This is a genomic window from Pseudomonas sp. AC532 (assembly GCF_979258965.1).
The window spans coordinates 4,735,378-4,761,032 of sequence record NZ_OZ409888.1 but is presented as its reverse complement, the minus strand read 5'-3'; the positions used below and the strand labels follow the sequence as shown (position 1 = coordinate 4,761,032).

Here is a 25,655-nt window from a genome sequence, read left to right as displayed (position 1 = left end):
ATACTGCCTGGCAAAACCCTGACCAAAGCACGGGCCACGGGCGCCTTTCCTGACCGATCCGTCAGCGCGTAGACTGTGCGGTTTTCCACGCCCTGCGGAACCATCATGCTTGCCCACCCTCGCCTACAGCGCGTGCGCACCGAGTTGCGCGCTCTGCTGGCTCTGGCCACCCTGATCATCATTGCCCAACTGGCCTACACCGCGATCGGCTTCGTCGATACGGTGATGGCCGGTCGCTTCAGCGCGCAGGCGCTTGCCGCCGTAGCGCTGGGCAACTCGATCTGGGTGCCGGTGTTTTTGCTGATGACCGGCATCCTGCTGGCTACCACACCCAAGGTGGCGCAGCGCTTCGGCGCCGGGCAGCGTGGGGAAATCGGCCCGCTGGTGCGCCAGGCCCTGTGGCTGGCGCTGGTGGTCGGCAGCCTGGCAGGCGCGGCGCTGTGGAATGCCGAGTTCGTGCTGCACCTGATGAACGTCGACCCGGCGCTGATCGAACCGGCCATGGGCTACCTGCGTGGTGTGGCGTTCGGCTTTCCCTGCGTGGCGCTGTTTCATGTGCTGCGCTGCTACAGCGACGGCCTTGGCCGTACGCGCCCGAGCATGGTGATCGGCCTGCTCGGCCTGCTGGTGAATATCCCGTTCAACTACGTGCTGATCTACGGCAAGCTCGGCCTGCCGGCTCTGGGCGCCGTGGGTTGTGGCTGGGCCACGGCAATGGGCATGGCGTTCATGCTGCTCAGCATGGTCTGGTGGGTGCGCCGCGCGCCCATCTATAAAGACACCACGCCGCTGCAGCGCTTCGAGCCGCCACGCTGGCCGCCGATCAAACGGCTGCTGGGTATCGGCTTGCCAATCGGCATTTCGGTGTTTGCCGAATCGAGCATCTTCTCGGTGATTGCCCTGCTGATTGGCGGCCTGGGTGCGACCGTGGTGGCAGGCCACCAGATTGCCCTGAACTTTGCCTCGCTGGTGTTCATGATCCCCTACTCCATCGGCATGGCCGCGACGGTGCGCATCGGCCAGGCACTGGGCCGGGGCGAGCCGCGTGAGGCGCGCTTCGCGGCAGGCGTGAGCATCGTGACGGCGCTCGCCTACGCCTGCGTATCGGCCAGCGGCATGCTGCTGATGCGTGAACAGATCGCCCAGATCTATACGCCGGCGCCGGAGGTGATTGCCCTGGCGGCGAGCCTGATCGTATATGCCGCGCTGTTCCAGTTCTCCGATGCCATTCAGGTGACCGCTGCCGGCGCTCTGCGCGGCTATCAGGACACCCGCGCGACGATGATCATGACCCTGTTCGCCTATTGGGGGATCGGTTTGCCGGTCGGCTACGTGCTCGGCCTTACCGACCTGCTCGGCCCCGCCAGCGGCCCCGCCGGGCTGTGGGAAGGATTGATCGCCGGCCTTACCTGCGCCGCGCTGATGCTCATGTTGCGCCTCAAGCGCAGCGCCGGGCGGCGGATTCAGCTGAGTCGAGCGGCCAGCCAGGCGTGCTGATCGGGGCTGCCGACCTGAGTGTCGCTGCGCTGGACGCCAGGCTACGGAGCAACCATCTCGTAGCCTGGGTTGAGCGAAGCGATAGCCGGGAAAACTCCCAATCGCCTTCCTCAGTCAGCCTTCTTGCGAATCCACCCGTAGCCTGGGTTGAGCGAAGCGATACCCGGGAAAATCCCAGCCTCCTTCTTCAGTCAGCCTTCTTGCGAATCCAGTACAGGTAGGTATCGGCGTCCTGCGCCTGCTCGACCAGCTCGTGGCCGAGAAACACGCAGAATTTGGGGATATCGCGGCGCGTCGACGGGTCGGTAGCGATCACCTTGAGCAGGCCGCCAGCCGGCAGGTCGCGCACCTTGTTGTGCAGCATCATCACCGGCTCCGGGCAGAACAGCCCGGTCGCGTCGAGGGTGTCATCGGGTGTTGAATCCAGCATCAGGGGCTCCGCAGTATCGAATCAATAACGAGCTTGGCGGTACACCGCCTTATTTGCTCAACCGCCGCAGGTGGCAGGTCACTTCCTCGCGGTCGTGATAAAGCTGTTTGCAGGCGATGGAGACCTTGACCTTGCGCGCCGCCAGGCCATCGGCGATGCGCTCGAGCAACCGCCGCACTTCGGCATAGCGCTGCTTCATCGGCAGCTTGAGATTGACCACCGCTTCGCGGCAATGTCCCTCGCCGATCCATGTTTCCAGCAGCGCCGCACTGCGCGCCGGTTTCTCGACGATGTCGCAGACCATCCAGTCCACCGGTTGCTTGGGCTTCCAGGTGAAGCCATCAACCATCAGGTGCTGCACCAGGCCGGTGTCCATCAGGCTCTCGGCCATAGGGCCGTTGTCAATGGCGGTCACCAGCATGCCGCGGCGAACCAGTTGGTAGGTCCAGCCGCCTGGCGCTGCGCCAAGATCGACACCGGTCATCTCGTCCGACAGGCGTTCATCCCACTGCTCGCGAGGAATGAAGGTGTGCCAGGCCTCTTCGAGCTTCAGTGTGGAGCGGCTGGGCGCCTCGCGGGGGAACTTGAGGCGTGGAATACCCATTGGCCAGATTGCCGAATTGTTCGCCTCGGCCATGCCCAGGAACACTTCGCGGCCGCTCTTGAAGGTCAGCAGCAGGCGTGGCGCGCGCTCGTTCTCCACCAGCCTGCCAGCGACGGTCAGCGCCTTGCGCAGCGGGCCTTCGAACTTCTTGCAGAAGCCGGACAGCTCCTTGCCATCGTTGGTGTCCAGCACCTCCAGCCACAGGCTGCCGAATACCGGTAGCGGCGCCAGGTGCTCGAGCAGCACGCTGATGCGGTCCTTCTCGGGCAAGTCGATGAAGCCGCCCCGTGCCCACTGGCGGATGAAGATCAGTTGGCTGAAACGCAGCCCCTTCATCAATCGCTCGGCGCCTTCCTCGTCATTGCAGATGAACTCCGCACAGGCAGTATTCGGCTTGGCCTTGGCATAACCAGGCACATCGAGCAGCGCCGCATGCTCGGAAATTTCCGAACACACCTCGTTTTCGAAACCGGGGCGGCAGTGCAGCAACAAAGTATTCATCGGGGCTCTCCTTGGGCCGCGCATGATAGCGAAAACTGGAACCCACGGCGCCTGCCCCCTGTCCAGTGAACAGATTCCCGGCATTTTCCGGCTCCGCTACGCAGGCGTCACACGCCAGGCGCATGATCGGACGACGGCTTATCGCAAGCCGCAAAAACGGTCCAAAGAGGAATCCTCGCGCAGAGCCGGACAGAGCCTCTGCCACAACCAGAACGGCTTGTACCGTGCAAGCCACAAGGAGATGCACGATGCCTTCCATCGATAGCCTGAACTGCCGCCGCACACTGGACGTGGACGGTAAATCCTACGATTACTTCAGCCTCCCCGACGCCGCCAAGCAACTCGGCAACATCGACAACCTGCCGGTGTCGCTCAAGGTGCTGCTGGAAAACCTGCTGCGTTGGGAAGACGACAAGACCGTCACCCGCGACGACCTGCAGGCCATGAGCGACTGGTTGCACAAGCGCGGCTCCGACCGCGAGATCCAGTACCGCCCTGCCCGCGTGCTGATGCAGGACTTTACCGGCGTGCCGGCGGTGGTCGACCTCGCCGCCATGCGCGACGCGATGGCCAAGGCCGGCGGCGACCCACAGAAGATCAACCCGCTGTCGCCGGTCGATCTGGTCATCGACCACTCGGTGATGGTCGACAAGTTCGCCACCCCCGAAGCGTTTGGCGAGAACGTCGAGATCGAAATGCAGCGCAACGGCGAGCGCTACGCGTTCCTGCGCTGGGGCCAGAGCGCCTTCGACAACTTCAGCGTGGTGCCGCCGGGCACCGGCATCTGCCATCAGGTGAACCTCGAATACCTGGGCCGCACCGTGTGGACCAAGGAAGAGGACGGCGTGACCTACGCCTACCCCGACACACTGGTCGGCACCGACTCGCACACCACCATGATCAATGGCCTCGGCGTGCTCGGCTGGGGCGTAGGCGGCATCGAAGCGGAAGCGGCGATGCTCGGCCAGCCGGTGTCCATGCTGATTCCCGAAGTGATCGGCTTCAAGCTGACCGGCAAGCTCAAGGAAGGCATCACCGCCACTGACCTGGTGCTCACCGTCACCCAGATGCTGCGCAAGAAAGGCGTGGTCGGCAAATTCGTCGAATTCTACGGCGATGGCCTGGCCGAGCTGCCCCTGGCGGATCGCGCCACCATCGCCAATATGGCGCCGGAATATGGCGCCACCTGCGGGTTCTTCCCGGTTGACGAAATCACCCTGGGCTACCTGCGCCTGTCCGGCCGCCCCGAAGAGACCGTCAAGCTGGTCGAGGCCTATTCCAAAGCGCAAGGCATGTGGCGCAACGCCGGCAGCGAGCCGGTGTTCACCGACAGCCTGGAACTGGACATGGGCAGCGTCGAAGCCAGCCTGGCCGGCCCGAAACGCCCCCAGGACCGCGTCGCGCTGCCGAACGTCAGCCAGGCATTCGACGACTTCCTCGGCCTGCAACTCAAGCCCGGCCGCAAGGAAGAGGGCCGCCTGGAAAGTGAAGGCGGTGGCGGTGTAGCGGTCGGCAATGCCGCGCAGAACGAAATACAGTATGAAATGGACGGCCATCGCTACCCGCTGAGCGACGGCGCCGTGGTGATCGCTGCGATCACCTCGTGCACCAACACCTCCAACCCGAGCGTGATGATGGCCGCCGGCCTGCTGGCCAAGAAGGCCGTGGAGAAAGGCTTGCAGCGCAAGCCTTGGGTAAAGAGCTCGCTGGCCCCCGGCTCCAAGGTGGTGACCGAGTACTTTGCGGCTGCCGGGCTGACCGAGTACCTCGACAAGCTGGGTTTCGACCTGGTCGGCTACGGCTGCACCACCTGTATCGGCAACTCTGGCCCGCTGCCGGACCCGATCGAGAAAGCCATTCAGGAGCATGACCTGACCGTCGCCTCGGTGCTCTCCGGCAACCGTAATTTCGAAGGCCGCGTGCACCCGCTGGTGAAAACCAACTGGCTGGCCTCGCCGCCCCTGGTGGTCGCCTACGCGCTGGCTGGCAGCGTGCGGATCAATATCGCCGAAGAGCCGCTGGGCGAAGACCGCGACGGCAAACCGGTGTACCTGCGCGATATCTGGCCGAGCCAGAAGGAGATCGCCGAGGCCGTGCAGAAGGTCGACACCGCCATGTTCCGCAAGGAATACGCCGAAGTGTTCGCCGGTGACGAGCAGTGGCAGGCCATCGCCGTGCCCGAAGCCGATACCTATACCTGGCAGAACGATTCCACCTATATCCAGCATCCACCGTTCTTCGAAGGCATCGCCGATGCGCCACCGCACATCGGTGACGTGCAGAACGCCAACATCCTGGCCCTGCTCGGCGACTCGGTGACCACCGACCACATCTCCCCGGCCGGTAACATCAAGGCCGACAGCCCGGCTGGGCGCTACCTGCGCGAACAAGGTGTCGAGCCGCGCGACTTCAACTCCTACGGCTCGCGCCGCGGCAACCATGAAGTGATGATGCGCGGCACCTTCGCCAACATCCGCATCCGCAACGAAATGCTCGACGGCGAAGAAGGCGGCGTCACCCTGCACGTGCCAAGCGGCGAGAAGCTGGACATCTACGATGCCTCCATGCGCTATCAGCAAGAAGGCACGCCACTGGTGGTGATCGCCGGCAAGGAATACGGCACCGGCTCCAGCCGTGACTGGGCCGCCAAGGGCACCAACCTGCTTGGCGTCAAGGCGGTGATCGCCGAAAGCTTCGAGCGCATCCACCGCTCCAATCTGGTGGGCATGGGTGTGCTGCCGCTGCAATTCAGCGAAGGCACCGATCGCAAGAGCCTGGGCCTGACCGGCAAGGAAACGCTCTCCATCAAAGGCCTGGACGGCGTGGAAGTACGCCCGCACATGCCGCTGATGCTGGAAATCGTTTACCCGGACGGCAAGCAAGAGAGCGTCGAAGTGCTCTGCCGTATCGACACCCTCAATGAGGTTGAATACTTCAAGGCCGGCGGCATCCTGCATTACGTGCTGCGCCAGCTGATCGCAAGCTAAGCCGCCTGCAAAGGCCGCCGCAAGGACGCGGCGCCCTGCATGCGATCACCGTAGCCTGGGTCGAGCGAAGCGACACCCGGGCTTTTTATGCCCTTCAAAACATGTGAACTGAACCTGAACAACCCGTAATTACGCACCAACATTGCACAATCCTACGAACGGACTGCCGTATTACCGGCGCCAAAATGTGATCCACCCCTAATTCCAGTTACACTCAAGCCCTGCCGCGCGCACGCGACACATCAAAAAATCATCAGGGTAGATGCCATGCGTAACAACCAGCCGATCACCGGGAACGAGCGCACTTTTCCAGAGCAGCAGCGTTTGATCTCGACGACCGACCTCAAAGGCCAGATCACCTACTGCAACGACGCCTTCGTCGACATCAGCGGGTTCTCGCGAGACGAGTTGATACGCGCCCCGCACAACCTGGTGCGTCACCCTGATGTACCGCCCGCCGTGTTCGAACACATGTGGGCCACGCTCAAGAACGGCCGGCCGTGGATGGGCATCGTCAAGAACCGTTGCAAGAACGGCGACCATTACTGGGTCAACGCCTACGTGGTGCCGGTGCTCGATGGCGGCAAGGTGACCGGCTACGAGTCGGTGCGCAGCAAACCCACCACCGAACAGGTGCAGCGCGCTCAGGCGCTATACGGCCGCATCAACGCAGGCAAGGCCGCCGTGCCGAGCCTTGACCGCTGGCTGCCGGTGTTACAGAACTGGCTGCCGTTCATCCTGGTCAGCCAGGTCGGCTTTCTGGTCGGCACCTGGCTGGACAGCACCTGGGGCTTCATTGCCGCCGCTGCGCTGTCGATTCCCCTCGGCCTACTCGGCCTGGCCTGGCAAGGCCGTGGCATCAAGCGCCTGCTGCAACTGGCCGAACAGAGCACCTCCGACCCGCTGATCGCGCAGATGTACACCGACAGCCGTGGCGTCGAAGGCCGTCTGGAGCTGTCCATCCTAAGCCAGGAAGCGCGCCTGAAAACCTGCCTCACGCGCCTGCAGGACAGCGCCGAAAACCTCGCCAAACAAGCCACCCAGGCAGACGTGCTGGCCCACAACAGCTCCGCCGGGCTGCAGCGCCAGCGCGAAGAAACCGACCAGGTTGCCACCGCCGTCAACGAAATGGCCGCCACTACGCTGGAAGTTGCCAACAACGTGGCACGCACCGCCATCGCCACTCAGGAAGCCAACAGCCTCACCCAGCAAGGTCGCACCATCGCCCGTGAAACCCGCGAAGCGATCCAGCGCCTGTCTCTCTCGGTCGGCGAAACCGGCGAAACCGTCACCCGCCTGGCGCGAGACAGCAACGAGATCGGCGGCGTGGTCGATGTGATCAAAGGCATCGCCGACCAGACCAACCTGCTCGCCCTCAACGCCGCCATCGAAGCCGCACGCGCCGGCGAGATGGGCCGTGGCTTCGCGGTGGTCGCCGATGAAGTGCGCTCCCTCGCCCAGCGCACCGCCCAATCCACCGGGCAGATCCACGAACTGATCGCCAAACTGCAACGCACCGCCGATGAAGCGGTACTGACCATGGACATCGGCCGCAGACAGGCCGACGAAGGCGTCGAACGCGTACAACAGGCCGACCACGCCCTCGCCGGCATCAGCGACGCCGTCGCCAACATCGCCGAAATGGCCGACCAGATCGCCGCCGCCGCCGAAGAACAAAGCGCCGTGGCCGACGAAATCAGCCGCAATATCACCACCATCGCCCAACTCTCCGACCAGACCGCAGGCGAGGCGCAGAGTACGGCGTTGTTGAGTGAAGAGTTGACCAGTACGGCGCAGGGGCAGTATTCGTTGGTGGCGCGGTTTAATCGTTGAGGCCCCAGCCAGACTTTATTTAAGGACTCTTGAACGTGGCGTGCTGATCAAAGGATTTTTCGCCTTGGAAATATTCAATAAAAACTGGGGCCAAATAAGCCAGCTCTATGAGACAAAGATAGTCAAATCAATCTATTTCTGGCTTCCACAGGTACATCCACCACTCCATGTGCGGGGGCTTTTTATTGTCTGCGCCCCCACAGCGAAACCTCCCTCTACCGGTCAAGCAGGCTGTTCACCGCTAACGCACCGCGAATGTTTCACCCACTCGGCGTAGACAGACTCAGTACGAATCGAATAATTTCTCACCCGAATCTGCTCGCGCACCTGCACCATCAATTTTGGCTTGCCGTCATCCATGTCGTATTGCTCCCTGAGTGATGTCGCGCTTACCGCGACCTAGCTCACACTAGGCAAGAAAATACGCCACAACAAGGAACGTTATCCGACATGCTGTCGGATCTTATGCGACAGCAATGTCGTCTAATTATAGTTAGGCAAAAACACCACAACGGGATACACATGACATTAAAATCAGAAAGTAAATCGTTAGAAATATTTAACTTGGCCGCCCTCTCATACGGAATTTTCACTTTCCTGGAGTTAACGGCGTGGCTAAAATATATCGGCTTTTCTAGCGTAAGAAATGGTGATTTTAACATCCTGAATCTTATGACACTCACCGCTGCTCAGATAGCAGTATTTATTGGTGGGATTCTTGTCATAAGAAAATCAAGGTTCACATTGCACGTATACGTTACGGCCGCTTTACTTGGCGCAGCAGGCACAATGGAACTAATTTTCTTTGGCCCTGCCATCAATATATTTACACCACCAACGCCAGAGCGAATGTTCTTAATTACACTGGCAGCTCTATATCTCTATAGTATTAAAGAACAAAATAGAACCAATAGCACACATGCCTAACAGGGCGCTGAAGTCGCTCATTTCATTCGCTGGGACAGGCGAAGCCTGCCCCTTAGCTTAGCAAGTAGGGTGGATGACGCTCTTTTCATCCACCATTGCACTCTGAATTGGTGGACGGATAAAGCGTCGTCCACCCTACTAAGCTGAGTACCTTGAAGGCCTTGTACCTGCGCAACTTCAGGAGCCTATTCGCTTTGTTTTCGTGGATGCAAGCAGGGCATGCTGAACCGTGAAGTAGCGATCTTCCATCTGGTCAACCACGCCACCTACCATCGGCCATGCTCTTGACCTGGCTGACAGCACCGGCCCGCCGATACCTACATGGTATTTATCATGAGGTGGAGCCTCATCGTAGAACGCCTGAGGCATACTCTTCGCTCGATACAGACCCTCACCTCCCGGCGCATCATGACCACTCCGCAAACCCAGCTGAACGAACTGATCGCTCACCTCGCGGCGCTCACCGAGATTCTCGCCCTTGACCCCGATAGCCACTGGGGCACGCATTTCCGCAATTGCCTGTCGACTGCCAGAGCGCTGGCGGGCAGCCGTTACGATGCCGATGAGCTGACAGGCCTGGCGCGCTCAGTGATGTCCGTTTACGGCGGCATGGGCAGCTTCAACGATTACGCACCGTGGCAAAATGGCCGCTTCATTGTCGGCATGGAGTTGCTGGATGAGGCGTCGAACCGCGTCTATATAGCGGCCCGGGCGATAAGGCTGCGCAACGCCACCGACGTTGACTGACTTCACGCGTACACCACAGGAGATCACCTGAATCGATGTCCGCCACTACCCTATCCGACCTATTCAAGCCTGAGCCCATCCAGTGGGGCCTGCGTGGCGACCCCTATCTGTGGCAGGAAATGAGCGAAGCGCTGGGCGCCCTGCCACTTCCGCCAAGCGAGGCAAAGCTGGCCGAAACTCTCGATGCCACCTTCGAGCGCCTGGTTGGCTTGTCGCCATGCGCGGAGCAGTCGTCGGTGTTCGTCGAACGCCATAGCCATGGTGGCATGTCGTCGGGTGGAATCAGCCTGGTCTTCTGGCGCGAGAAGGCCTTGCCGTTGTTGTTGGCGCGCTACCGCACAGCACAGGGCGACAAGCCGTGAAGGAACTCGATGGCACGCTCGTGCTGATGACCGAGCGCCTGCTGGTGCGGCGCTGGATGCCGGATGACCTGGAGCCGCTGCTGCGGATCTACGGCGATGCAGAGGCCATGCGCTGGGTCGGCGACGGCGTGCCGTTGACCCAGCAACAGGCCGCCAACTGGCTGGAGGTGACAGCGAACAATTACCGGCAGCGCGGCTATGGCATGTACGCGGTGACCTTGCGCGACGGCGGCGCGGTGATCGGCTTTTGCGGGCTGGTGCACCCGGATGATCAGGACAAACCCGAGGTGAAGTACGCCTTCGCCCGCGAGCACTGGGGCTATGGCTATGCCAGCGAAGTGGTGTGCGCCCTGCTACCCTATGCAGCCCAAAAGCTGGGCCTGACGCAGATCATCGCCACCGTCGCGCCGGACAATGCCGCTTCCCGGCGGGTGCTGAGCAAGGCTGGCATGACGCTTATCGACAGCTTGCCAGAAGGCGACGGCAGCCAGACACTGCTGCTGAGCTGGCACACGCCAGCTGCAGCACTGCAGTGACTTCAGGAGCTTCTCCCATGACCGAAAATGCCCCTGCCTACGCCATCGTGCACGCCATTCCGTCGGTGGAAATCTATCGCCATCTGCGCACTGCAGCCGGGCTGAGCGCCAAGACCGTCGAAGCGGCAAGCCGTGGCCTGCCCAACAGCCTGTTCGCCGTTCAGGTGCTATGCGCTGGCGAGCCGGTCGGCATGGGCCGGGTGATCGGTGACGGCGGCTCGTTCTATCAGGTGGTGGATATCGCCGTGCTGCCGGCCCATCAAGGACGTGGCCTGGGCAAGATGATCATGGGCGCAATCAGCGATTACATCGCTCGCGAGGTGCCAGAATCCGCGTACGTCAGTTTGATCGCCGACGGTGAGGCGTATCGCCTCTATCAGCAATTCGGCTTTGCGCTGACGGCACCGGCAAGCCAGGGCATGGGGCTGACGAAAACCGCAGGCTGAGCCACACACCAAACCACCGATCGAGACGCAGGTAGCACCATGAATCGCCGCAAGAAGATCAAGCAGTTGCTGGAGGCCCACGCGAAAAAGGCCAACGCCAAGCTGGCACCCAAAAGCAGCAAGCCCAAGTACGTCAGCAAAGCGGACCGCTTGAAATTGGCTGCGGAGCAGGACCTGGAGCCGACACCCTCCGTCGAATAAGCTGGAACAGCGCTATCGATTTGCTGGTCATTTTTTAGGCAAGGCTCTGCAGGATCGGCCATAACGACAGGGATGCCGCGTATGAATCAGGATGATTACAACCACCTGCGCAAGCACGTCGATTTTCTCGAATCGCTGCTCGCCGTGTTGGTCATTGCGCTGTTCGTGTTCGCGATGTTCAGCCCCGCGACCGAGCTACTGGTCGCGTTGGCAGCGGTCATTGGCGGGTTGCTGTTGCGTTTGTATCGGCAGCACCAGGCGCTGTCGCGTTATGCCTGCCCTGGCTGCGGTGAGTCGCCGCATAACAAGGCAGATAGCGTTGCCGGTGATCGCCATGATCCGGCGACAGCCAATTGTCTGCATTGCGGACAGCGGTTATCAGACTAAACGATTCGGGCTCGGCGCCAGATTATCGCGTGGGAGCGTCGCCCTCGGCGCGATGCGATTTTGGTCGACCTTTGATATCGGCGTTGCCTGGGCGATTCGCCGCGGGGGCGCGACTCCTACAGGTCAGCTGACGCGACAGGCTGGCTGATGCTTTTTCGTCCATCATCGAGATATCAAAGCGGTGGGCGAATTAAGCATCAGCTAGCGCACCGCTCCGCTCTACGAAACCAAGCTGGCCCCATGACTACTTTTAGGAGAACGCTGTGCCTCATTGCATCATCGAACATTCGACTTCGCTGAATGGCGAGCCTTTGGTTGCGTCCGTGTTTGCCGGCACTTTGCAGTCAGGACTATTCGAGGCTGATGGGAGGGATATCAAGGCGAGGTCGATTGCTTATCAGCATTACCTGACCGGCCCAGAGAAAGCCGACTTCGTGCATGTCACCGTAAAAATCCTGTCGGGCCGCACCCCGCAGCAAAAGCAGGTGCTGTCGCAGTCGGTGCTGACGCATCTGCAGAAGCTGGAGCAGCCGGGCTGCTCACTGACCGTCGAGATGGTGGACATCGACCGCGCCAGCTATGCGAAGGTGACCGGATAAACGATCTGCATTGCGGGCCGCGCTTGTCTGAGTAAACGATTCGGGCTAGACACCCGCCTATCCCGCAGGAGCGTCGACCTCGGCGCGATGCGATTTTGGTCGACCGTCGATACCGGCATCGCCTGGGGATTCGCCGCGGGGGCGCGGCTCCTACAATTCGACTGCAGATAGCGACGGCCGCCTGCATTGTGGCAGCGGCCAACGGAGGCGAGCATCGACAACACCGCGCAGGAGCGTCGACCCCGGCGCGATTCGATTTTGGTCGACCGTCGATATCGGCAGTGCCTGGGTTATTCGCCGCGGGGGCGCAGCTCCTACAATTCGACTGCAGATAGCGACCGCTGCCTGCATTGTGGCAGCGGCCAACGGAAGCGAGCATCGACAGCACCGCGTAGGAGCCTCGACCTCGGCGCGATTCGATTTCGGTCGACCGTCGATATCGGCGTTGCCTGGGTTATTCGCCGCGAGGGCACGGCTTCTACGGATGGGTCATTGGTCCAGCGACTTGCGGAATGACCGAGCCCCAGCGCAGGGGCTTCTGTCCCATTCGGCACTGAATAGGCTCAGCGACACGCCCTTACCGGGAATAGCGACGAAGCCTAGAGGCGTTGTACGTTTCCCATCGCGGGCGATGTAGCTGAACGTTCCGCAGGTGCCATGGTGGTCGCTGAGAATCAGCGATTCGGGGTCGGCGCCGGCACCTCGCACGTAGTCTTTCATCATTTCAATGGAAGCTGGGTTGGCGGGCACGCCGGTCAGGTACCACGTGTTCTTGCTGAACAGCAGAATGCAGCACAGCAAAACCGCCGACCACATCGCCCAACGCTTGAAACGTTGCGCATTGCGGTGAAGCGCCAGTACATCCCGATAGTGCATTCCCTTGCCCTGTTCATCTTCACCAGATCGATCCTACCCAATCGCTCGTCACCCGGCTGCCGAACACGCCACGCTTCAGCGGCCTGCAACGCCCTGCGCCAGAAATGCTGCCACGGCATCCGCCGCCGACTGCAGGTGCTGCTCATGGCTGTAACCCGACACCTTCAGCGGTTTCAGATCATGGTCGCCCGCGGTCAGCCAGAACAATTCGATGGTGCGTGACAGCTGGTAGCTCGCCACGGTGTGGCGGTCGCCCATGGCGTCGCGTTCGCCCTGCACGATCAGGGTTGGCGTTTTCAGGTCGGCCAGGTGGGCGGTGCGGGGTTTGTCGGCCTTACCGATGGCGTGGAATGGGTAGCCCAGGCAGACCAGCGCATCAGCTTGCAGCTCGTCGGCGAGCAAACTGGCCATGCGCCCGCCCATGGATTTGCCGCCAATGGCCAGCGGCCCGGTGACCTGTTGCCGCACGGCGGCATGCACCTCGCGCCAGCGCTCGAGCAGCTTGGCCTGGGGGTTGGGTGGGCGTTTCTTGCCGTCTTCGCGGCGCGCGGCCATGTAGGCGAATTCGAAGCGCACCACCGTTACGCCACGCGCGGCGAGCTTGCATGCCATGAGGTTCATGAAGTCGCTGTCCATCGGCGCGCCCGCGCCGTGGGCGAGGATCAAGGTGGCCAGGCTGTTGCCCGCTGGCCGATCCCACAGCAGCCCTGCGGCTGCACTTCCCTGCGCCTGTTGACCGGCGTCAATACCGCTTCGCTGCCCTTCTCGCATGCTTGCCTCGCTCATAAAAGCCCTCTGTTACCGTGCGCTCATTCCGATCCGCGTGGGGGCTGCAGATGATCTGCCATAACCGTGGATGGAAACCCAGACATGAACACAACAACCAGTTCCGCCTACAACTACAAGGTGGTTCGTCAGTTCGCCATCATGACGGTGGTGTGGGGCATCGTCGGGATGGGGCTCGGCGTGCTCATCGCGGCGCAGCTCGCCTGGCCGTGGCTCAACTTCGATCTGCCCTGGACCAGCTTCGGCCGCCTGCGGCCGCTGCACACCAACGCGGTGATCTTCGCCTTTGGCGGCTGCGCCCTGTTCGCCACCAGTTACTATGCGGTACAGCGTACCTCACAGGCCACGCTGTTCGCGCCCAGGCTGGCGGCATTCACCTTCTGGGGCTGGCAACTGGTGATCGTGCTGGCGGCCATCACCCTGCCGCTGGGCTACACCAGCTCCAAGGAATACGCGGAGCTTGAATGGCCGATCGACATTCTCATCACCATCGTCTGGGTCAGCTACGCGATCGTGTTCTTTGGCACCATCATCAAGCGCAATGTCAGCCACATCTATGTCGGTAACTGGTTCTTCGGCGGGTTCATCCTCACCGTGGCGCTGCTGCACGTGGTCAATAACCTCGAAGTGCCGATCTCGCTGACCAAGTCCTACTCGCTGTATGCCGGCGCCACCGACGCGATGATCCAGTGGTGGTACGGCCACAACGCGGTGGGCTTCTTCCTCACCGCCGGCTTCCTGGGGATGATGTATTACTTCGTGCCCAAGCAGGCCGGGCGCCCGGTGTATTCGTATCGCCTGTCGATCGTGCACTTCTGGGCGCTGATCACCCTGTACATCTGGGCCGGCCCGCACCACCTGCACTACACCGCGCTGCCGGACTGGGCGCAGAGCCTGGGCATGGTGATGTCGCTGGTGCTGCTGGCGCCGAGCTGGGGCGGCATGATCAACGGCATGATGACCCTCTCGGGTGCCTGGCATAAGTTGCGCACCGACCCGATCCTGCGTTTTCTCGTCGTCTCCCTGGCGTTCTACGGCATGTCGACCTTCGAAGGCCCGATGATGGCCATCAAGACCGTCAACGCCCTCTCCCACTACACCGACTGGACCATCGGCCACGTGCACGCCGGCGCCCTCGGCTGGGTCGCCATGGTCTCCATCGGTTCGCTGTACCACATGATTCCCAAGGTGTTCGGCCGCGAGCAGATGCACAGCATCGGCCTGATCAACGCGCACTTCTGGCTCGCCACCATCGGCACCGTGCTGTACATCGCCTCGATGTGGGTCAACGGCATCGCCCAGGGCCTGATGTGGCGCGCGGTGAACAGCGACGGCACGCTCACCTATTCCTTCGTCGAAGCGCTGGAAGCCAGCCACCCCGGCTACGTGGTGCGGGTGATCGGCGGCGGCATCTTCTTCGCCGGCATGCTGGTGATGGCCTGGAACACCTGGCAGACCGTGCGCGCCAGCAAGCCGGCCGAGCTGGAAGCCGCCGCATTGTATTCGGTTGAGAGAACCCACTGATGAGACACGAAATCATCGAGAAGAACGTCGGCCTGATGGCTCTGCTGATGGTGTTCGCCGTGAGCATTGGCGGCCTGACGCAGATCGTCCCGCTGTTCTTCCAGGACGTGGTCAACGAGCCGGTCGCCGGCATGCAGCCCTACACCGCGCTGCAGCTCGAAGGGCGTGATGTGTACATCAAGGAAGGTTGCGTCAGCTGCCACTCGCAGATGATCCGCCCGTTCCGCGCCGAGACCGAGCGCTACGGCCATTACTCGGTCGCCGGGGAAAGCGTGTGGGACCACCCGTTCCTGTGGGGCTCCAAGCGCACCGGCCCGGACCTGGCTCGGGTGGGCGGACGCTACTCGGATGAGTGGCATCGCGCGCACCTCTACAACCCACGCAATGTTGTACCGGAATCGAAGATGCCGTCCTATCCGTGGCTGGTCGAGAACGTGCTGGATGGCAAGGACACCGCCACCAAGCTCGAGGCCATGCGTTTCATGGGCGTGCCCTACACGGATGACGACATCGCCGGCGCCAGCGCCGCGGTGAAGGGCAAGACCGAGATGGACGCCCTGGTCGCCTACCTGCAAGTGCTCGGCACGGCCTTGAAGAACAAGAGGTGACCCCATGCTTTTCGACGTTATCGACATCGGCACGCTGCGCGGCATCGGTACCGCCCTGGTACTGATCGCCTTCACCTGCGTGACGCTGTGGGCCTACAGCAGCCGGCGCGCCAAGGCCTTCGACGAGGCGGCCAACCTGCCCTTCGCCGATGAACCTGACGCAGATGAACCCAACAAAGCAGCAGTGAGGAAAGACACCCCATGAGCACTTTCTGGAGCTGGTACATCACGCTGCTGACCCTCGGCAGCCTGGTCGCGTTGTTCTGGCTGCTGTTCGCCACGCGCAAGGGGGAACGCAACAACACCACCGACCAGATCCTGGGCCATTCCTTCGATGGCATCGAGGAATACGACAACCCGCTGCCACGCTGGTGGTTCCTGCTGTTTCTCGGCACGCTGATCTTCGCCGCCGGCTACCTGGCGCTTTACCCAGGGCTGGGCAATTTCAAGGGCCTGCTGCCGGGTTATGACGACGGCTGGACGCAAGTGGCGCAGTGGGAGCGCGAAGTGGCCAAGGCCGACGCCGACTATGGGCCAATCTTCGCCAAATACTCGGCCATGTCGCTGGAGCAAGTGGCCCAGGACGAGCAGGCGCTGAAGATGGGTGGCCGGCTGTTCGCGACCTACTGCTCGATCTGTCACGGCTCCGACGCCAAGGGCGCGGTGGGCTTCCCCAACCTGACCGACCAGCATTGGCGCTGGGGCGGCGAGGCCGAGACCATCAAGACCACTATCTTGAATGGTCGCATCGGCGCCATGCCAGCGTGGGGCAATGCTCTGGGTGACGATGGCGTACGCAACGTCGCCGCCTTCGTGCGCAATGGCCTGGCCAGGTTGCCGCTGCCCGAGGGCAATAACGCCGACCTTGAACAAGGCAAGCAGCTGTTCGGCAGCACCTGCGTGGCCTGCCACGGCCCGAACGGCACCGGCATGGCAGTGCTGGGCGCACCCGACCTGACCCAACCGGGCGGCTGGATCTATGGCGCGAGCCTGGCGCAATTGCAGCAGACCATTCGCTATGGCCGTAACGGCCAGATGCCGGCGCAGGAGCAATACCTGGGCAACGACAAGGTGCACCTGCTTGCTGCTTATGTAATGAGCCTGAGCCGCAGTAAGGCGGCGGGCGACGTTAGCAAGTAAGCGTGAAGTGATGCCTGGAAGGCCCGCTCCCGGGTTTCGCTTCGCTCTACCCAGGCTACCAACGCGAACAGCGCACCCCGTAGCCTGGCGTTGAGCGAAGCGAAACCCAGGAACCCTGCCGATGCCTTCAGCCCGTTTCCAGGCTCGCGTGGGACGCTTTCTTGGACGCATTGCGTCCCTGCAACCGTGCACAGCGCGCCCCGATAATCAATGGGTTCTGGACATCGGCGCGGCCCACACCAGGGAAACATTGCCTGCACTGATCCAGGTCAGGGCGCGCTTCAGGCACCCCATTTACCATCCCCTGGCCTGATCGCTGCGGCGGGCGGCCACACCAGCTAGCGCAGCGGACGATCCCGACCGGCACGTATCGGTCGCGACATGCCCGACCAACCGTTGTGGTAGCCCTCGATGAGCCAACAGATTCCCATCAAGAACGTATCGCCTGCCGAAAGCGACACCGTCGACCTTTATGCTGCACGCGAGAAGATCCACACCCGTGCGTTCAGCGGCTTCTACCGCAACCTGCGGCGGGCCGGTGGCGCCCTGCTGTTCATCCTCTACTTCGGCACCCTGTGGCTGAACTGGAACGGTCACCAGGCGGTATGGTGGGACCTGCCGGCGCGCAAATTCCACATCTTCGGCGCCACCTACTGGCCGCAGGACTTCGCGCTGCTCTCGGCGCTGTTGATCATCGCCGCCTTCGGGCTGTTCTTCATCACCGTGTTCGCCGGCCGCGTGTGGTGCGGCTATACCTGCCCGCAAAGCGTGTTCACGTGGGTTTTCATGTGGGCGGAAAAGGTCACCGAGGGCGACCGCAACCAGCGCATGAAGCTGGAGAAGGCGCCCATGAGCGCAGGCAAGTTTCTGCGCCGTATCGCCAAGCACGGCATCTGGCTGGGCGTTTCGCTGATCACTGCGATTACCTTCGTCGGCTACTTCTCGCCGATCCGCGAACTGCTCGGCGAACTGGTCAGCTTCGAAGCCAGCGGCTGGGCACTGTTCTGGATCGGCTTCTTCACGCTTGCCACCTACGGCAATGCCGGCTGGTTGCGTGAGCAGGTGTGCATCCACATGTGCCCGTACGCGCGCTTTCAGAGCGTGATGTTCGACCAGGACACCCTGATCGTGTCCTACGACCCGCGCCGTGGCGAAGCCCGCGGCGCACGCAAGAAAACTGCCGACTACAGGGCCCGGGGCCTGGGCGACTGTATCGACTGCACGCTGTGCGTGCAGGTCTGCCCGACCGGCATCGACATTCGCGACGGCCTGCAGATCGAATGCATCGGCTGCGCGGCGTGCATCGATGCCTGCGACAGCATCATGGACAGGATGAACTACCCGCGCGGACTGATCAGCTACACCACCGAGCACAACCTGTCCGGTCAGCAGACCCGGTTGCTGCGCCCGCGCCTGATTGGTTATGCGGCGGCGCTGCTGGCGATGTTCGCGGTATTCGCCTGGGCCCTGCACACGCGCCCGCTGGTGGAACTGGACGTGCTCAAGGACCGCGTGTTGTATCGGGAGAACGAGCAGGGCCGGATCGAAAACGTCTACACCCTGAAGGTCATGAACAAGGCGCAGCAGGACATCGCCTACCGCATCGAGGCCGATGGCCTGGATGGCCTGGTATACGAAGGCCGCCGCGAAGTCCGCGCGCTGGCCGGCGAAGTGCTGGCAATCCCGGTGGAGCTGTCCATCGACGCCGAGAAGCTGCCGTCGAGTACCAACGAAGTCACCTTCCGCATCCGCGCCAGCGATGACGCGCGCATTCACGACGACGCCAGCAGCCGGTTTATCGGGCCGAGCGTGAGATAGAGGAACGGCAGGCTCGCGCAGGGTGGACAGCGCTCTTTTGTCCACCATCACGATTGCAAGGCCATCGCCGGCTGAGGCTTGTGGCTCACGAATACAAGGAACCAGAGCACCATGAACGAGGAGCTACAACCCGCGCCCTGGTACAAGCAGTTCTGGCCGTGGTTTCTGATTGCCCTGCTCGGCTACTCGGTGATCCAGGGGCTGACCCTGCTGACCGTGGCCACACGCAACCCACCGGGGCTGATTTCCGACGATTACTACGACGTCGGCAAGGGCATCAACCAGTCGCTGGAGCGCGAGAACCTGGCCGTGCGCCTGCAACTGCGCGCCACCCTCGACCTCGAAAATCAGCGCGGTATTGCCGAGCTGCACCTGCAGGGCAGCAGCGTGCCGGCGCAACTGGTGCTCAACCTGGTATCGCCCACCCAGCCCGAGCGTGATCGTCGCGTGGTATTGCAGCATCAGGGGGACGGTCTGTATCGCGGCAACCTCCAGGAGAGCGTCCAGGGCCGGCGCTTCGTCGAGCTGATAGGACAGGAAGGCGGCCAGGACTGGCGCCTGTTCGAGGAAGAAACCCTGCAACTCGGCAAGAGCATCAGACTCGGGGATGAACACTAATCGACGCTTCAGCCTCCGGAGCGGTGCATGCCGTCCCCACGCCCTGCTACCACTGCGCTCTGCCTGTGCCCGCGGGCACGCACTTCCAGACCGTGGTACTGGGGCAACCCCGCGAAATGTGCTGCCCCGGCTGCCAGGCGGTGGCCGAAACCATCGTGCTGAATGGCCTGGAGCATTACTACAGCCACCGCAGCGAGGCGGCCAACAACCCGCAGCAGCTGCCCCAGGCGCTGCCGGATGAGCTGGCCCTGTACGACCGCAGCGACGTGCAGCGGCCGTTCGTGGAACAGCGAGGTGAACTGAGCGAAACCAGCCTGTTGATCGAAGGCATCACCTGCGCAGCTTGTGGCTGGCTGATCGAAAAACATGTGCGCGCCCTGCCCGGCGTGGCCGAGGCCCACCTCAACCTGTCCAGCCATCGCCTGCTGCTGCGCTGGAACCCGAGCGCAGTGCCGCTCAGCGACGTGCTCGGCGAAGTCCGTCGTATTGGCTATGCCGCCCATCCCTGGCAGGCCGATGCAGCCGCCGAACAGCTGGCCTGGGAAAACCGCCGCGCCATGCGCCAGCTTGGCGTGGCCGGGTTACTGTGGATGCAGGTGATGATGACGAGCATGGCCACCTGGCCCGAGTTCAACGTCGACCTGAGCCCAGAGCTGGACAGCATCCTGCGCTGGGTCAGCCTGTTTCTCACCACACCTATCGTCTTTTACTGCTGCGGCCAGTTCTTCCGGGGCGCCCTGCGTGACCTGCGTACCCGCCATCTGAGCATGGACGTATCCGTCTCGCTGGCCATCGGCGGCGCCTATGCGGCAGGGATCTGGTCCACCGTCACCGGCCAGGGCGAGCTGTATTTCGACGCGGTGGGCATGTTCGCCCTGTTCCTGCTCAGCGGCCGCTACCTGGAGCGCCGCGCCCGGGAACGCACGGCAGCGGCCACCGCGCAACTGGTCAAGCTGCTGCCAGCCTCGTGCCTGCGACTGGATGAACGGGGCCAGCGCCAGCGCATCCTGCTCAGCGAACTGCGCCTGGGGGATCGCGTGCTGGTACCGCCCGGCGCCTTGCTGCCAGCTGACGGCAAGGTGCTGCAGGGCCATTCCAGCGTCGATGAATCACTGCTGACCGGCGAGTACCTGCCACGAGCGCGCGGCGTGGGCGACGGCGTGACCGCGGGCACGCTGAATGTCGAGGGCCCGCTGACCGTCGAGGTGCAGGCGCTCGGTGATGCCACTCGGCTGTCAGCCATCGTGCGCCTGCTGGAGCGCGCCCAGAGCGAAAAACCACGCCTGGCCCATGTCGCCGACCGGGTCGCCCACTGGTTCCTGCTGATCGTGCTGGTGGTAGCGGCCATTGTCGGCCTGGCCTGGTGGCAGCTCGACCCATCGCGGGCTTTCTGGGTAGTGCTTGCCCTGCTGGTCGCCACCTGCCCCTGCGCCCTCGCCCTGGCCACGCCTACCGCGCTGACCACCGCCACCGGTGCGCTGCACCGACTCGGCATGCTGCTGACCCGCGGCCATGTGCTCGAAGGCCTGCAGCAGATCGACACGCTAATCGTCGACAAGACCGGCACGCTCACCGAAGGCCGCCTGACCCTGCGCGCGGTACAGCCCCTCGGCCCGCTGGACAGCGACGCCTGCCTGGCGCTGGCGGCGGCCCTGGAAAGCCAGTCCGAACACCCGATTGCCCGTGCGTTCGGCCATGCCATGGCACGTGTCGAAGCCCTGCAGAACGTGCCGGGCCGGGGCCTGGAGGGCGTCGTAAACGGCCGCAGGCTGCGTATTGGCCAGGCCGACTTCGTCAGCGCACTCAGCGCCGAACCGGTGCCGGCGATTAGCGGAGAACAGGGCCAATGGTTGCTGCTCGGCGACGCGCACGGGCCGCTGGCCTGGTTCGTCCTCGATGACCGGCTGAGAGACGACGCTGGCGAGTTGATCGCAGCCGCACGGGAGCGCGGCTGGCAGATTCTGCTCCTCAGCGGCGACAGCTCGCCGATGGTCGGCGAAGTGGCCGTGCAGCTGGGTATCGAACAGGCCCGCGGCGGGCTGACGCCTGATGCCAAGCTGGCCATCCTGCGTGAATTGCAACGACAAGGACGACATGTGCTGATGCTCGGTGACGGCCTCAACGACGTGCCGGTGCTCGCCGGCGCCGACATCAGCGTGGCCATGGGCTCGGCGTCGGACCTGGCCAAGACCAGCGCCGACGCCGTGCTGCTCTCCAACCGCCTGGGCAGTCTGGTCGATGCCCTGCACCTGGCACGCCGTACCCGCACGGTGATCATCGAGAACCTGGCCTGGGCCGGCCTTTACAATGGCCTGGTACTGCCCTTCGCCGCCATGGGCTGGGTCACCCCGATCTGGGCTGCGCTGGGCATGTCGTTCAGCTCACTGCTGGTGGTGCTCAATGCGCTGCGCCTGGGGAAATCATCATGACCGCCCTGTACATCCTGATTCCCGTTGCCCTGCTTTTGGTCGCCTTCGCCGTGTGGCTGTTGTTCTGGGCGGTCGACAGCGGCCAGTACGATGATCTCGACAGCCCGGCACACCGCATCCTCTTCGACGATGACGACCCGCGCCATACCGCCGCGGTAAAGCAGGCCTACGAGGCAGACAGGAAAAGTCATGACTGACCTGCTGCCGCAATTGCTGTCCGCGCTGATTCTGGGCCTGCTCGGCGGCGGTCATTGCCTGGGCATGTGCGGTGGGCTGATGGGCGCGCTGACCCTGGCCATCCCGCCCGAGCGGCGCCCGCAACGCCTGCGCCTGTTGCTGGCCTACAACGCCGGGCGCATCCTCAGTTACGCCCTGGCCGGGCTGCTGCTCGGCGCCGCCGGCTGGGCGCTGGCCAGCGGCCCGCTAGGGATCGCGCTGCGCGGCGTGGCTGGCGCACTGCTGATCGTCATGGGGCTTTATCTGGCCGGCTGGTGGAGCGGCCTGACGCGCATCGAAGCGCTGGGCCACGGCCTTTGGCGGCGTCTACAACCGGTTGCCCGCCGTTTCATGCCGGTCACCAGCCCGTCTCGCGCATTACTCCTCGGCGGGCTATGGGGCTGGCTGCCCTGCGGCCTGGTCTACAGCACCCTGCTGTGGGCGGCCAGCCAGGGCAATGCCCTGCACGCCGCCGCCGTGATGCTGGCATTCGGCGTCGGCACGCTGCCGGTACTGCTGGCCACCGGCCTGGCGGCCGAGCGCCTGAACGGCCTGCTGCGTCGCCGCGGCGTGCGCATGGCTGGCGGGTTGCTGGTGATGCTGTTCGGCCTGTGGACACTCCCCGGCCCACACCAGCACTGGCTGATGGGCCACTGACGCTTCCCCGGAGCTGGTAGACCCAACGGTCGCGCCACTGCTGCGACCCCATGACTCAGATCAAAAAGCCCCACCACTGCGTTGCCTAGACTGCTGAGCATTCACTGCTGAAGCGGACCTCGCCATGCTCGACGCCATCCACTGGGATACCGACCTGATCCGCCGCTACGATCAGCCCGGCCCGCGCTACACCTCCTACCCGACCGCCGTGCAGTTCCATGACCAGGTGGGCTCGTTCGACCTGCTGCACGCCCTGCGCGAGAGCCGCCGCGCGCTGCGCCCGCTGTCGCTGTACCTGCACCTGCCGTTCTGCGCCAACATCTGCTACTACTGCGCCTGCAACAAGGTCATCACCAAGGATCGTGGCCGCACCCAACCTTACTTGCAGGCGCTGGAACGCGAGATAACGCTGATCGGCCACCACGTCGACCCGCGCCAGCGCATCGAGCAATTGCACCTGGGCGGTGGTACCCCGACCTTTCTCAGCCACGATGAGCTGCGCCGGCTGATGAGCCAGCTGCGCGAACACTTCAGCCTGCTCGATGACGACTCCGGCGACTACAGCATCGAAATCGACCCGCGCGAAGCGGACTGGTCGACCATGGGCCTACTGCGCGAGCTGGGCTTCAACCGGGTCAGCCTCGGCGTGCAGGATCTCGACCCCAACGTGCAGCGCGCCATCAATCGCCTGCAAAGCCTGGAGGAAACCCGCGCCCTCATCGAGGCTGCGCGCACGCTGCAGTTCCGCTCGGTGAACATCGACCTGATCTACGGCCTGCCACAACAAACCCCGGAAAACTTCGCCCACACCCTGCGCCAGGTGATCGCCCTGCAGCCCGATCGCCTGTCGCTGTTCAACTACGCGCACCTGCCGGAGCGCTTTCTGCCACAGCGGCGCATCGACAGCCACCAGCTACCCAATGCCGCCAGCAAGCTGGCCATGCTGCAGGGCAGCATCGAGCAACTGGCGAGCGCCGGATACCGCTACATTGGCATGGACCATTTCGCCCTGCCCGACGACGAGCTGGCCAGCGCCCAGGAGGACGGCAGCCTGCAGCGCAACTTCCAGGGCTACACCACCCATGGCCATTGCGACCTGATCGGGCTCGGGGTGTCGGCGATCAGCCAGGTCGGCGATCTGTACTGCCAGAACAGCACCGACCTGGCGGCCTACCAGGCCAGCCTCGGCAACCAGCAACTGGCGAGCCAGCGCGGCCTGCTGTGCAACGACGACGACCGAATTCGGCGCGCCGTGATCCAGCAGTTGATCTGCCACTTCCGGCTGGATTTCACGGTAATCGAACAGCGCTTCGCGGTGGGTTTTCGCAGCTACTTCGCATACGCCTGGCCTGCGTTGCAGCAGATGGCCCGTGACGGCCTGATCGAATTGGGCGAGAGCCGCATCGAAGTGCTGCCTGCCGGCCGGCTGCTGGTGCGTTCGCTGTGCATGCTCTTCGACCGCTACTTGAGCGAGCAGAACCTGCAACGGTTCTCCCGGGTGATCTGAGCGGCGCCGCGCGCCGCACATGCCTGGGGGTTCAGCCGTTCAGCAGCGCGCCGACGGCGGCGCTCTGTTCGCTGCTCAGCTTCTGGTCCCTCATCACCCTGGCCAGCTCGGCCGTGGCGGTGGTCAGCGCACCACTGATCGAACCGACTTCGGTCTGCAGGGCCTGGGCGCTGGCCTGCCTGGTTTCGTCGTCCATATCGCCTTGCGCCATGATCGCCTGCAGTTCGGCCATCTTCTGGGCAAGCTGCGCCTTGAGCTCACGGATCATCTTGAGCAACTGTTTGACGTTGTCTGGCAGGCCGCTCTCGTCGATATCACTGTTCTTGCCCTCGGTCTTCGAGCGCATCAAGCCCTCGGCGGACAGGCTGACTTTAACGCCAGGCTCCGCTGGTGCACCGGCAGCCGGCGCGGGCCCGCTTTCGGGCGTATCGGCAGGCGAGGCCACGGCCGTCGCGGAAGCCGAATTCGTCATCACGACGCTGCGCTCGACTGCCATCGGTGAATCAACGCGCATCACACCACTCCTCGCCAATACGGGCCATGCAGCATTATCGGCACCGCTCAGCGACACTTGAGCGCAGCCTGTTGGCTGGCCGCGCACCCCTCTGGTGCGGTACCCTTACGACTTCTGTGTGTATACCCGCTAGGAACACTGCCGATGTCCGAAAGCATCAAGCTGCGCACCCCTCATCAGGCACACTGCAAGGATTGCAGCCTCGCCAGTCTTTGCCTGCCTCTCTCGCTGGATCTCGCCGATATGGACGCGCTGGACGATATCGTCAAGCGTGGCCGTCCGCTGAAAAAAGGCGAATTCCTGTTCCGCCAGGGCGACGCCTTCGGCTCGGTGTTCGCGGTGCGCTCCGGCGCGTTGAAAACCTTTGGTCTGAGCGACGCAGGCGAGGAACAGATCACCGGCTTCCATCTGCCCAGCGAACTGGTCGGCCTGTCCGGCATGGACACCGAGCTGTATCCGGTTTCGGCCCAAGCGCTGGAAACCACGTCAGTGTGTGAAATTCCCTTCGAGCGCCTCGATGAACTGTCGGTGAGCCTGCCGCAGTTACGTCGCCAATTGATGCGCGTGATGAGCCGCGAGATTCGCGACGACCAGCAGATGATGCTGCTGCTCTCGAAAAAGACCGCCGACGAGCGCATCGCCACCTTCCTGGTCAACCTGTCCGCGCGCTTCCGCGCCCGCGGCTTCTCGGCCAACCAGTTCCGCCTGGCGATGTCCCGTAACGAAATCGGCAATCACCTGGGCCTCGCCGTGGAAACCGTGTCGCGGGTATTCACGCGCTTCCAGCAGAGCAAGCTGCTCGAAGCCGAGGGCAAGGAAGTGCATATTCTCGACCCCATCGAGCTCTGCGCCCTGGCAGGTGGTAACCTTAACGGCTGATGGAGTCGCAAGGCTCAATTGACCGT

28 protein-coding genes and 1 pseudogene are annotated in these 25,655 nt (G+C 63.1%); 23 read left to right on the top strand and 6 right to left on the bottom strand.

Going from position 1 to position 25,655, the window contains the following annotated elements:
- Positions 1-105: 105 nt before the first annotated feature.
- Positions 106-1,497: an MATE family efflux transporter gene (locus ACZ0AV_RS22185; protein WP_499153017.1), complete on the top strand. Its 1,392-nt coding sequence runs from the start codon at positions 106-108 to the stop codon at positions 1,495-1,497.
- A gap of 187 nt (positions 1,498-1,684) precedes the next feature.
- Here ACZ0AV_RS22185 and tusA read toward each other — a convergent pair whose 3' ends face one another.
- Together tusA and rlmM are read right to left on the bottom strand one after the other, a co-directional pair.
- Complete coding sequence (tusA, locus tag ACZ0AV_RS22180) at positions 1,685-1,927, bottom strand: sulfurtransferase TusA (protein WP_499153016.1); 243 nt, start codon at positions 1,925-1,927, stop codon at positions 1,685-1,687.
- 49 nt (positions 1,928-1,976) lie between these two features.
- Positions 1,977-3,032, bottom strand: a complete 1,056-nt coding sequence (rlmM, locus tag ACZ0AV_RS22175; protein WP_499153015.1) for a 23S rRNA (cytidine(2498)-2'-O)-methyltransferase RlmM — start codon at positions 3,030-3,032, stop codon at positions 1,977-1,979.
- Between the two features lie 248 nt (positions 3,033-3,280).
- Between rlmM and acnA the strand changes: the two genes are divergently transcribed.
- From acnA to ACZ0AV_RS22160, 3 genes and pseudogenes are all read left to right on the top strand, one after another.
- On the top strand, positions 3,281-6,019 hold the full coding sequence (gene acnA, locus ACZ0AV_RS22170; RefSeq protein WP_499153014.1) for an aconitate hydratase AcnA: 2,739 nt from the start codon (positions 3,281-3,283) through the stop codon (positions 6,017-6,019).
- A 267-nt stretch (positions 6,020-6,286) separates the two neighbouring features.
- A pseudogene (locus tag ACZ0AV_RS22165) lies at positions 6,287-6,610 on the top strand (PAS domain-containing protein); the annotation flags it as partial.
- A gap of 324 nt (positions 6,611-6,934) precedes the next feature.
- The gene (locus tag ACZ0AV_RS22160; protein ID WP_499153426.1) at positions 6,935-7,852 is read left to right on the top strand and encodes a methyl-accepting chemotaxis protein; all 918 of its coding nucleotides are present in this window, start codon (positions 6,935-6,937) and stop codon (positions 7,850-7,852) included.
- A gap of 222 nt (positions 7,853-8,074) precedes the next feature.
- On the opposite strand, the gene ACZ0AV_RS22155 is transcribed toward ACZ0AV_RS22160, so the two are convergent.
- Complete coding sequence (locus ACZ0AV_RS22155; RefSeq protein ID WP_499153013.1) at positions 8,075-8,212, bottom strand: hypothetical protein; 138 nt, start codon at positions 8,210-8,212, stop codon at positions 8,075-8,077.
- A gap of 162 nt (positions 8,213-8,374) precedes the next feature.
- Here ACZ0AV_RS22155 and ACZ0AV_RS22150 point away from each other — a divergent pair, with 162 nt between their 5' ends.
- The 8 genes from ACZ0AV_RS22150 (at position 8,375) to ACZ0AV_RS22115 (ending at position 12,057) form a co-directional block, all read left to right on the top strand.
- Complete coding sequence (locus tag ACZ0AV_RS22150) at positions 8,375-8,779, top strand: hypothetical protein (protein ID WP_143024620.1); 405 nt, start codon at positions 8,375-8,377, stop codon at positions 8,777-8,779.
- 408 nt (positions 8,780-9,187) lie between these two features.
- A complete protein-coding gene (locus tag ACZ0AV_RS22145; protein WP_499153012.1) occupies positions 9,188-9,526 on the top strand; it encodes a DUF6966 domain-containing protein in 339 nt (112 codons plus the stop codon).
- 35 nt (positions 9,527-9,561) lie between these two features.
- The gene (locus tag ACZ0AV_RS22140) at positions 9,562-9,888 is read left to right on the top strand and encodes a hypothetical protein (RefSeq protein ID WP_499153011.1); all 327 of its coding nucleotides are present in this window, start codon (positions 9,562-9,564) and stop codon (positions 9,886-9,888) included.
- Complete coding sequence (locus tag ACZ0AV_RS22135; RefSeq protein ID WP_499153010.1) at positions 9,885-10,424, top strand: GNAT family N-acetyltransferase; 540 nt, start codon at positions 9,885-9,887, stop codon at positions 10,422-10,424. Before ACZ0AV_RS22140 ends, ACZ0AV_RS22135 begins: the two co-directional genes overlap by 4 nt.
- A gap of 17 nt (positions 10,425-10,441) precedes the next feature.
- Positions 10,442-10,870: a GNAT family N-acetyltransferase gene (locus ACZ0AV_RS22130; protein WP_499153009.1), complete on the top strand. Its 429-nt coding sequence runs from the start codon at positions 10,442-10,444 to the stop codon at positions 10,868-10,870.
- A 39-nt stretch (positions 10,871-10,909) separates the two neighbouring features.
- Positions 10,910-11,071: a DUF2986 domain-containing protein gene (locus ACZ0AV_RS22125; protein ID WP_499153008.1), complete on the top strand. Its 162-nt coding sequence runs from the start codon at positions 10,910-10,912 to the stop codon at positions 11,069-11,071.
- A gap of 81 nt (positions 11,072-11,152) precedes the next feature.
- Positions 11,153-11,458 carry a SoxR reducing system RseC family protein gene (locus tag ACZ0AV_RS22120; protein ID WP_164090986.1) on the top strand — a complete coding sequence of 102 codons (306 nt, stop codon included), beginning with the start codon at positions 11,153-11,155 and terminating at the stop codon, positions 11,456-11,458.
- A gap of 263 nt (positions 11,459-11,721) precedes the next feature.
- On the top strand, positions 11,722-12,057 hold the full coding sequence (locus ACZ0AV_RS22115) for a 5-carboxymethyl-2-hydroxymuconate Delta-isomerase (RefSeq protein ID WP_499153007.1): 336 nt from the start codon (positions 11,722-11,724) through the stop codon (positions 12,055-12,057).
- A gap of 489 nt (positions 12,058-12,546) precedes the next feature.
- On the opposite strand, the gene ACZ0AV_RS22110 is transcribed toward ACZ0AV_RS22115, so the two are convergent.
- Together ACZ0AV_RS22110 and ACZ0AV_RS22105 are read right to left on the bottom strand one after the other, a co-directional pair.
- The gene (locus ACZ0AV_RS22110) at positions 12,547-12,933 is read right to left on the bottom strand and encodes a hypothetical protein (RefSeq protein WP_499153006.1); all 387 of its coding nucleotides are present in this window, start codon (positions 12,931-12,933) and stop codon (positions 12,547-12,549) included.
- Between the two features lie 75 nt (positions 12,934-13,008).
- Positions 13,009-13,704, bottom strand: coding sequence for an alpha/beta family hydrolase (locus ACZ0AV_RS22105; protein WP_499153425.1), 696 nt, complete (start codon positions 13,702-13,704; stop codon positions 13,009-13,011).
- A gap of 99 nt (positions 13,705-13,803) precedes the next feature.
- Here ACZ0AV_RS22105 and ccoN point away from each other — a divergent pair, with 99 nt between their 5' ends.
- The 10 genes from ccoN to hemN all read left to right on the top strand — a co-directional run bounded on the left by ccoN (position 13,804) and on the right by hemN (position 24,236).
- A complete protein-coding gene (gene ccoN / locus ACZ0AV_RS22100; RefSeq protein WP_499153005.1) occupies positions 13,804-15,243 on the top strand; it encodes a cytochrome-c oxidase, cbb3-type subunit I in 1,440 nt (479 codons plus the stop codon).
- Complete coding sequence (gene ccoO / locus ACZ0AV_RS22095; protein ID WP_499153004.1) at positions 15,243-15,851, top strand: cytochrome-c oxidase, cbb3-type subunit II; 609 nt, start codon at positions 15,243-15,245, stop codon at positions 15,849-15,851. Before ccoN ends, ccoO begins: the two co-directional genes overlap by 1 nt.
- 4 nt (positions 15,852-15,855) lie before the next feature.
- Entirely contained in the window at positions 15,856-16,056 is a 201-nt protein-coding gene (locus ACZ0AV_RS22090; protein WP_499153003.1) for a cbb3-type cytochrome oxidase subunit 3, read from the top strand.
- Entirely contained in the window at positions 16,053-16,991 is a 939-nt protein-coding gene (gene ccoP, locus ACZ0AV_RS22085; RefSeq protein ID WP_499153002.1) for a cytochrome-c oxidase, cbb3-type subunit III, read from the top strand. Before ACZ0AV_RS22090 ends, ccoP begins: the two co-directional genes overlap by 4 nt.
- Positions 16,992-17,402: 411 nt before the next feature.
- Complete coding sequence (gene ccoG / locus ACZ0AV_RS22080) at positions 17,403-18,809, top strand: cytochrome c oxidase accessory protein CcoG (protein ID WP_499153001.1); 1,407 nt, start codon at positions 17,403-17,405, stop codon at positions 18,807-18,809.
- A 111-nt stretch (positions 18,810-18,920) separates the two neighbouring features.
- Positions 18,921-19,427 carry a FixH family protein gene (locus tag ACZ0AV_RS22075; RefSeq protein ID WP_499153000.1) on the top strand — a complete coding sequence of 169 codons (507 nt, stop codon included), beginning with the start codon at positions 18,921-18,923 and terminating at the stop codon, positions 19,425-19,427.
- Positions 19,428-19,450: 23 nt separating this feature from the next.
- Positions 19,451-21,856 carry a heavy metal translocating P-type ATPase gene (locus ACZ0AV_RS22070; RefSeq protein WP_499152999.1) on the top strand — a complete coding sequence of 802 codons (2,406 nt, stop codon included), beginning with the start codon at positions 19,451-19,453 and terminating at the stop codon, positions 21,854-21,856.
- Complete coding sequence (gene ccoS, locus ACZ0AV_RS22065) at positions 21,853-22,053, top strand: cbb3-type cytochrome oxidase assembly protein CcoS (protein WP_499152998.1); 201 nt, start codon at positions 21,853-21,855, stop codon at positions 22,051-22,053. The genes ACZ0AV_RS22070 and ccoS overlap by 4 nt, the downstream gene beginning before the upstream one ends.
- The gene (locus ACZ0AV_RS22060; protein WP_499152997.1) at positions 22,046-22,729 is read left to right on the top strand and encodes a sulfite exporter TauE/SafE family protein; all 684 of its coding nucleotides are present in this window, start codon (positions 22,046-22,048) and stop codon (positions 22,727-22,729) included. Before ccoS ends, ACZ0AV_RS22060 begins: the two co-directional genes overlap by 8 nt.
- 124 nt (positions 22,730-22,853) lie before the next feature.
- Positions 22,854-24,236 (top strand): oxygen-independent coproporphyrinogen III oxidase, encoded by a 1,383-nt coding sequence (hemN, locus tag ACZ0AV_RS22055; RefSeq protein ID WP_499152996.1) that lies wholly within the window; start codon positions 22,854-22,856, stop codon positions 24,234-24,236.
- A gap of 31 nt (positions 24,237-24,267) precedes the next feature.
- Here hemN and ACZ0AV_RS22050 read toward each other — a convergent pair whose 3' ends face one another.
- The gene (locus ACZ0AV_RS22050; RefSeq protein ID WP_499152995.1) at positions 24,268-24,750 is read right to left on the bottom strand and encodes a hypothetical protein; all 483 of its coding nucleotides are present in this window, start codon (positions 24,748-24,750) and stop codon (positions 24,268-24,270) included.
- A gap of 144 nt (positions 24,751-24,894) precedes the next feature.
- Here ACZ0AV_RS22050 and fnr point away from each other — a divergent pair, with 144 nt between their 5' ends.
- The gene (gene fnr / locus ACZ0AV_RS22045) at positions 24,895-25,629 is read left to right on the top strand and encodes a fumarate/nitrate reduction transcriptional regulator Fnr (protein ID WP_499152994.1); all 735 of its coding nucleotides are present in this window, start codon (positions 24,895-24,897) and stop codon (positions 25,627-25,629) included.
- The last annotated feature ends 26 nt before the right edge of the window (positions 25,630-25,655 follow it).